Origin of the sequence: Actinomyces sp. 565 (assembly GCF_010365615.1) — a bacterium.
GTDB lineage: Bacteria > Actinomycetota > Actinomycetes > Actinomycetales > Actinomycetaceae > Actinomyces.
Window position 1 is genome coordinate 128,433 of the sequence record NZ_PIZD01000058.1, and the last position, 7,238, is coordinate 135,670.

6 protein-coding genes are annotated in these 7,238 nt (G+C 67.3%); 2 read left to right on the top strand and 4 right to left on the bottom strand.

All coding sequences use genetic code 11. The annotated features are described in order from the left end of the window. The 3 genes from GZ997_RS09480 to GZ997_RS09490 form a co-directional block, all read right to left on the bottom strand. On the bottom strand, positions 1–1,089 hold a 1,089-nt coding region (locus GZ997_RS09480), incomplete at its 3' end, for a substrate-binding domain-containing protein (protein ID WP_162679699.1). Between the two features lie 46 nt (positions 1,090–1,135). Continuing rightward, complete coding sequence (locus GZ997_RS09485) at positions 1,136–2,119, bottom strand: ABC transporter permease (protein WP_162679700.1); 984 nt, start codon at positions 2,117–2,119, stop codon at positions 1,136–1,138. Next, complete coding sequence (locus GZ997_RS09490; RefSeq protein WP_162679701.1) at positions 2,116–3,630, bottom strand: sugar ABC transporter ATP-binding protein; 1,515 nt, start codon at positions 3,628–3,630, stop codon at positions 2,116–2,118. The genes GZ997_RS09485 and GZ997_RS09490 overlap by 4 nt, the downstream gene beginning before the upstream one ends. A gap of 203 nt (positions 3,631–3,833) precedes the next feature. Here GZ997_RS09490 and GZ997_RS09495 point away from each other — a divergent pair, with 203 nt between their 5' ends. Further along, entirely contained in the window at positions 3,834–4,895 is a 1,062-nt protein-coding gene (locus GZ997_RS09495; protein ID WP_203234158.1) for a LacI family DNA-binding transcriptional regulator, read from the top strand. A gap of 180 nt (positions 4,896–5,075) precedes the next feature. On the opposite strand, the gene GZ997_RS09500 is transcribed toward GZ997_RS09495, so the two are convergent. Further along, entirely contained in the window at positions 5,076–6,002 is a 927-nt protein-coding gene (locus GZ997_RS09500; RefSeq protein ID WP_162679702.1) for a LysR family transcriptional regulator, read from the bottom strand. A gap of 163 nt (positions 6,003–6,165) precedes the next feature. On the opposite strand from GZ997_RS09500, the gene GZ997_RS09505 reads away from it, so the two are divergent. Further along, positions 6,166–7,149, top strand: a complete 984-nt coding sequence (locus tag GZ997_RS09505) for an alpha/beta hydrolase (RefSeq protein WP_162679703.1) — start codon at positions 6,166–6,168, stop codon at positions 7,147–7,149. The last annotated feature ends 89 nt before the right edge of the window (positions 7,150–7,238 follow it).

Here is a 7,238-nt window from a genome sequence, read left to right on the forward strand (position 1 = left end):
CTCGTCGTCGATGTTGGCGGAGTCGTACCAGTGTGAACCGGTGTCCACGTCCTCGACGCTCTCACCATTGGCCGCCTGCACGGCGAGGGCGACCGCCTGGTACCCCATCTGGTAGGGGTCCTGGGTTACCGAGCCGAGGAATGCTCCGGAGCGCACGGCGTCCTTCTGGGAGGTGCCGGCGTCGAAGCCCACCACCAGCAGATCCTTGTAGCGGCCGGAGTCGCGATCCAGCTGGGAGGCGTCTGCGGTGGCGCTGATGACGCCGTTGACGGCGTCCTGGTTCGCGGCGAACAGCGCGACCAGTCCGTCCGTGGACAGGATCGACGTGGCCGCGGACTGAATGTCGGCCTGGCTGGTGGTCGGCGGCACGGTGACGACGATCTTCACCTTGGCGGGGTTGGACGACGGCGTGGTCCAACGCTGCTGCCCGGACACGTCCACTGCCCCCGCCAGACCGTCGAGCTTCTCCAACTCGCTCACCAGGGTGGCGGTGAAGCCGTCCACGCGCTGGACGATCGAGCCGGAGGTCGAGTCCTGCGCGAGCACCCCGATGACGGCGGGGGAGTCCGCGCTCGCGGAGGCCAGGGCGGACTGCAAATCGGCATTGGCGGCGAGGTTGGTGGCGACGTTGCCGCCCGCTACCTCGTTGTCCGTGGTCGCGGTGGCCAGCACCGCGCCGGAGGCATCGTCGGGCACGCCCGAGTCGAAGCCGATCACCGGGATGTTCTGGTTCTTGGCGTTCACCAGGGCGTCCTGCACGGCGTCGGGCTGGCAGGCGGCCAGGGCGATCGCGGCGGGCCGCTGGTTGACCGCGGAGGCCAGCTGCTCCACCTGCTGGGAGACGTTGCTCTCCGCGTCGGGCCCATTGGTCTCCAGGTCGACGCCGAGCTCGTCGGCGGCGTCCTGCGCGCCCTTGAAGGCTGCCTGATAGAACTGGTTCTGGTAGCTCTTGGAGATGATGATGACCTTCATCTTCCCGTCCGCACCTGCGGAGCCGCCGTCGTCACTGCAAGCGGCCAGCAGGGATACCGAGCAGGCGGATACGAGTGCCGCCGTCAGCGCGGTCCTCCGGGTGAGCATGGTGGACATGGTTGTTTTCCTTTCGTGGGGTGGGGGAGAAGAACGGATGGCGGGATCAGGCGCGGCCGGAGCGACGTGAGCGGATGACGTCGAGCAGGACTGCGAGCACTACGACGACGCCGATGAGGACCTGCTGCCACTGCACCGGCAGGCCCATTGACAGCAGGCCCGTCTTGAGCACGGAGATGACGAAGACGCCGATGATGGTTCCCCACAGGGACCCGACGCCGCCTGCCAGCGAGGTGCCGCCAATCACGCAGGCGGCGATGGCGTACATCTCCTGACCGTTTCCGGTCTGCGGGGTGATGGAGGAGAAGGTGGCGGCGTAGATGACGCCGGCCAGTCCGCAGAAGAAGCCGTTGAGCACGTAGACCCAGAACTTCCAGCGGGACACGACGACGCCCGACAGCTCGACGGCCTCCTCGTTGGAGCCGATGGCGTAGGTGTAGCGGCCGAGCTTGGTGCGAGTCAGGATGAACCAGGCGATCACGAAGAAGGCCGCCAGCCAGAAGATGCCCACGGGCAGGTTTCCCGCCTTGTAAAGGACCGTCTTGAACCAGCCGTCGTCGGAGGTCAGGCTCGGGTAGGTCTGCGTCTGCACCTGGGCGATCACCGCGCACAGGCCCAGGGAGGCGAACTGCATGCCCAGGGTGGCGATGAAGGGTGGGATATGCAGGAAGCCGACCAGGACGCCGTTACCGATGCCGAAGGCGACCCCAGTCGCCAGTACGACCAGCAGTGCTACGGCGATCGGCAGGTGCCAGACGTTGTAGGCCACGCCGCCGACCAGCGCGGAGCCGACCATCACCGTCCCGGAGGACAGGTCGATGCCCGCCGTGATGATGACGAAGGTCATGCCGATGGCCAGAAACCCGATGTAGTAGGAGGAGTCGAGGATCGAGACGAAGGTGCTGGGGGACAGGAAGTGGTTACCGAATACGGCGAAGAACGCGTACAGGATGACCAGTGCGGCCAGCGCCATCAGCTGCTGCATGGGCAGCGCGCGCAGTGGGTTGTTCTTGATGATATTTGCGCTCATGCTGCGCGACCTTCTTCCTGCTTGGTGGCCAGTTCCATGATCTTGATCTGAGTCGCCTCGGAGGCGTCGAGCTCCCCGGTCTTGCGCCCTTCCCGCATGACAACCACGCGGTCGGACAGGTGCAGGACCTCGTCGAGGTCGGAGGAGACGAGGATGATTGACTTCCCCTGCGCGATCAGGTCGCGCATGAGCTGGTAGATCTCTGCGCGTGCACCGATGTCGATGCCGCGCGTGGGCTCGTCGAATATGAGGATGTCGACGTCGCGCAGCAGCCACTTGGCCAGCACCACCTTCTGCTGGTTGCCGCCGGAGAGGTTGCGCACCCGCTGGCGCGTGGACGGAGTCTTGATGCGCAGCATGTCCACGTACTTGCGGGTTGCGCGTTGCACTGCCCGTTCATGCACCACCGTGGCGGTGGTGAAGGCGTCGTAAGAGGCCAGGACCGTGTTGTCGGAGACCGACAGGCCGGTTACCAGGCCGAAGCGCTTGCGGTCCTCGGACAGGTAGGCGATTCCCGCACGAATGGCGTCCTTGGGGCGGTGGAAGGAGACTTCGGCGCCGTTGACCTCCAGCCGCCCGGCTGTGGGGCGGTCTGCGCCCGCGACAATCCGCATGGTCTCCGTGCGGCCTGCGCCTACCAGGCCGGCGAAGCCGAGGATCTCTCCCCGGTGCAGCGTGAAGGAGACGTCCTTGACGTCGGCGGAGGCCAGGTGCTCGGCCCGCATGACGACGGGGGCGTCGGGTGCCACCTCGGAGGCGGCTTTGGGGGTGTTGACGACTTGGCGCCCGACCATCATCTCGATGATCTCGTCCAGGTCGGTGTCGGACGTCTTGAGCGTGCCGACGTGCGCGCCGTCGCGCAGGACCGTGATGCGGTCGGCTATCGCCATGACCTCGTGCATGCGGTGGGAGATGTATACGACCGCCACGCCGCGGTCCCGCAGGCGTCGCACCCGTTGAAGCAACTCGGCGCTCTCAGCCTCCGACAGGGCCGCCGTCGGCTCGTCCAGGATCAGCACCATGGTGGCCTCGAAGGACATGGCGCGCACGATCTCCACCAATTGCGCCTTGGAGACCGACAGGTCCCGTAACAGTGCCTGCGGAGCGACGTCGACCTCGTGCTCGGTCAGTAACTCCTGGGCGCGGCGATTCAGCGTGCGGTCCGAGATGAGAAGGGAGGAGGACTCTCGCCCGATGAAGATGTTCTGCGCCACGGTCAGGTCGGCCATCATGTTGAGTTCCTGATGGACGATGGCGATGCCGGCCCGCTGGGCGTCGCGAATGGAGCGGAAGGCCGCCGGGGCGCCGTCGTACTCGTAGCTGCCCTCGAAGTCCGGGTGGATGCCGGTGAGGATCTTCACCAGGGTGGACTTGCCGGCGCCGTTCTCCCCGACGAGAGCGTGCACTTCTCCTGGCATCAGGTCGAAGGACACGCCGCTGAGGGCCTGCACTCCGGGAAAGGACTTGGAGACGTCTGTGAGTCTCAGCCGGGGTGGTTGTGGTGGTGCCATATCTGCTCCATTGCTTGAGGTAATCCGCGGGCGGCGGTGCCGGGCGCGGCTGGGAGGGTCGCCGGAGCGGCCGGTGGGAAGGGGTTACTGGAATGCCCCCAAGTGGCGGCGTTCCAGTACTGACAACGATGTCAATCGCAGTGACGATGGTACGGTTGGTTTCCACTCGGGTCAAGTGCGTTTTAAGAATCGGGGAGGAGACAGTGACGTCATACTTGTCTGCCGACTCTGCGCCGGGGCCGCGGCGGCGGGCCACCATGAAGCAGGTCGCCCGCCTGGCGGGAGTCGGCGTCAAGACGGTTTCGCGCGTGGTCAACGGTGAGCCCAATGTCTCCGACGCCACCGCCGAGCGCGTCTGGGGTGCCGTCCGTGAGTTGGACTACCACGTGGACCTGCGCGCCGGCAGCCTGCGCCGCCCCGGCGGCGCCACACGCACCATCGCCCTGTTGGTGGGCAGCGTTGACAATCCCTTCGCCGGAGAGCTCCACCGGGGTGTGGAGGACGTCTCCCGCGAGCACGATGTGGCGGTGCTGGCCTCCAGCCTGGACGAGGAGCCGGAGCGCGAGGTGGCGGCGGTGGAGGACTCCATCAGGCGCCACGTGGACGGCATCATCGTCAACACCACCACGGCGGACGGGGCTGCCCTGGAGCGGGTGCTGCACCTGGGGGTGCCGATCGTCTTCGTGGACCGGGCGCCGCACGGCATCGAGGCCGACCGTGTAACCAGTGATACCCGGGCTGCGGCAGAGCGGGCGACCGCGCACCTGCTCGAGCGTGGTCACCGCCGTATCGCCCTGCTCACCGAGCGCCTGAATGTGGCCACCGCGGTGGAGCGGCAAGAGGGGTTCGCCGTCGCATTCAGCTCTCGCGGTGCCGGCGCCGACGGCGCCATCGTGGTGTCCGGGCTGGTGGGGGCGGAGGCGGCCGAGCGTGCCGTCACCGAGCTCTTCAGCAGGCCGCACCCGCCGACGGCGATCTTCAGCGGGCAGAACCTCCTCACCGAGGGGGCGCTGCACGCGTTGCACAAGCTCGAACTGCGCGACCGGATTGCGCATATCGGCTTCGACGACCTGCCGCTTGCGGACATGCTTCAGCCCGCGCTCACCGTGGTGCGGCAGGACCCCCGGCGCATGGGAAGGGTGGCCGCGCAGCGCCTGTTCCGCCGTCTGGAGGGCGAGGCCCCCCGGCCCGAGCACATCGTGATCCCCACGCAGTTCATCACTCGCGGCAGTGGCGAGATCCTTCCCAGCCGAGACCGGCACTAGTAACGCACCGAGACCGGCACTAGTAACGCATCGAGACCGGCACTAGTGACGCATCGAGACCGGCACTAGTGACGTGCCGAGACCGGTTGAAAACGCGTTGTTCGTGTTTCACTGGTTCGGGTGGGTTGACCGCGCCGGTTTCGGCTAGAGGGGATCGACGCCAACGGCAGCGGCGCCGTGTCAGCTGCTTTCATCACTTCCCGCCCCTTTGCTCTCTGCGTCGTCGACGAGTGAGGCGCGCAGGCGGTCCAGGAAGCGCTCCGCGATGGGGGACAGGGCCTGTCGGCGGCGCCAGATCAAGTACATGCGGGACTCCAGGGCGGGCTCGAGCGGGCGGAAGATCAGGCCGCTGGACTCGCTCGTGTCCACCAGGCGGTCGAAGGTGAGCAGGTAACCCAGGCCCTCGCGGGCGAACACCGCGCCGTTGTAGGGCAGGCGGAAGGTCCCCTCCAGTTGCAGCTCGCCCATGCGGCCGCCGGCCCAGGCCGGGATGTCCCGTGCCCAGGACTGCTCCGAGCAGAACAGCGGCACTCCCGCCAGATCGTCCACGGTGACGGCTTCTTTGCGGGCCAGGGCGTCCTCGCGCCGCAGCACCACGCCCCACCTGTCCGCCACGGGCAGCGGCAGCGTCTCGTAGCGGCTGAAGCGCTCGCCGTCGGGCTCCTCAACGATCGCGGCGAAGTCGAGCAGGCCCCGGTCCAGCTTCTCGGTGACCTGCTCGGTGTCGCCGCTGGTGACGTGGTAGCGCAGCCCGGGGCACTCCTGCTTGAGCCCTTTGAGCTGGCGGGCGAGCAGACCCACCTGGAAGGACTCGGCCAGGCCCAGGTAGAGGTCGCCGCCGGTGACGTCGCCCAGGGCGAGGAAGTCGGTTTCGATGCGGTCCGCCAGGCGGAGGAGGTCGTCGGCCCGCTCCCGCAGCAGACGGCCCTCCTCGGTGAGCTCAATGCTGAAGGAGCGCCTGACAAACAGCTTGTGCCCCAGCTCGTGCTCCAGTGCCTTCATTTGCTTCGAAAGCGTCGGCTGCGAGACGTGCAGTTGAGCGGCGGCGCGCGTCATGTTCTCCTCGCGGGCCACGGCGGCGAAGTAGCGCAGCGTGCGTATCTCCATGCCCGCTACGATATGCCAACACGGCATGTCGTTTATGCCAAACAGTCATTAGCGTCATGTCATGCGGACGGTTAATTTAGACGTCAGAGGCGCCGCGGCACCACGCCGGGCGCTGCAGACAGCCACAGATACCCGCAGACACGGAGATACGGAGCAGCGCGCCATGAGCATCGAGAACCTCGAACTGACCCAGGAATGGGACAAGGTCTTCCCCCAGTCCGACGCCGTGGACCATGAGAAGGTCGCCTTCCACAACCGCTTCGGCATCACCCTCGCCGCCGACCTGTACCGGCCCAAGGCTGCCACGGGCAAGTTGCCCGCACTGGCGGTGTCCGGCCCCTTCGGCGCCGTCAAGGAGCAGTCGTCCGGCCTGTACGCCCAGACCATGGCCGAGCGCGGCTTCCTGACCATCGCCTTCGACCCCAGCTTCACCGGCGAGTCCGGCGGCACGCCGCGCTACATGAACTCCCCGGACCTCAACATCGAGGACTTCCAGGCCGCCGTCGACTTCCTGTCCGTGCGCGATGACGTCGATCCCGAGCACGTCGGCATCATCGGCGTCTGCGGCTGGGGCGGCATGGCCCTTGCTGCCGCTGCCGCAGACCCGCGCATCAAGGCGACGGTGGTCTCCACCATGTACGACATGAGCCGGGTGGCCGCCAACGGCTACTTCGACTCCGCCGACTCCGCCGAGGCCCGCAACCAGACGCGCGCATCCGTGGCCGCCCAGCGCACCGCCGACTACCGCTCCGGCTCCTACGCCCTGGCCGGCGGGGTAGTGGACCCCCTGCCCGACGACGCCCCCGACTTCGTCAAGGACTACTACGCCTACTACAAGACGCCCCGCGGGTACCACCCCCGCTCCCTGAACTCCAACGACGGGTGGACTGTCATCGGCGGCTCCTCGCTGATGAACGCGACCCTGCTGGGCTACATCGAGGAGATCGAGAACGCCGTCATGATCGTCCACGGGGAGAAGGCGCACTCCTACTACATGGGCAAGGACGCCTTCGCCCGGCTGCAGGGGGACAACAAGGAATTCGTCTCCATCCCCGGCGCCTCCCACACCGACCTGTATGACGGTGGCGCCAGCGGCGCCATCCCGTGGGAGAAGATCACCGAATTCCTGCGCACCAACCTCGCGTGAGCGACGCTAGCGGCCCCGGTCCGGGTGCGACATAGTGTTCGGGGCGGCCCACCGGTGGTGGGCCGCCCCGAATGCCTGGTCTCGGCCTC

Excerpts from the sequence above, each read along its gene's own strand:
- GZ997_RS09485 (WP_162679700.1), bottom strand. The coding sequence starts at position 2,119 with ATGAGCGCAAATATCATCAAGAACAACCCACTGCGCGCGCTGCCCATG.
- GZ997_RS09500 (WP_162679702.1), bottom strand. The coding sequence starts at position 6,002 with ATGGAGATACGCACGCTGCGCTACTTCGCCGCCGTGGCCCGCGAGGAG.
- GZ997_RS09490 (WP_162679701.1), bottom strand. The coding sequence starts at position 3,630 with ATGGCACCACCACAACCACCCCGGCTGAGACTCACAGACGTCTCCAAG.
- GZ997_RS09505 (WP_162679703.1), top strand. The coding sequence starts at position 6,166 with ATGAGCATCGAGAACCTCGAACTGACCCAGGAATGGGACAAGGTCTTC.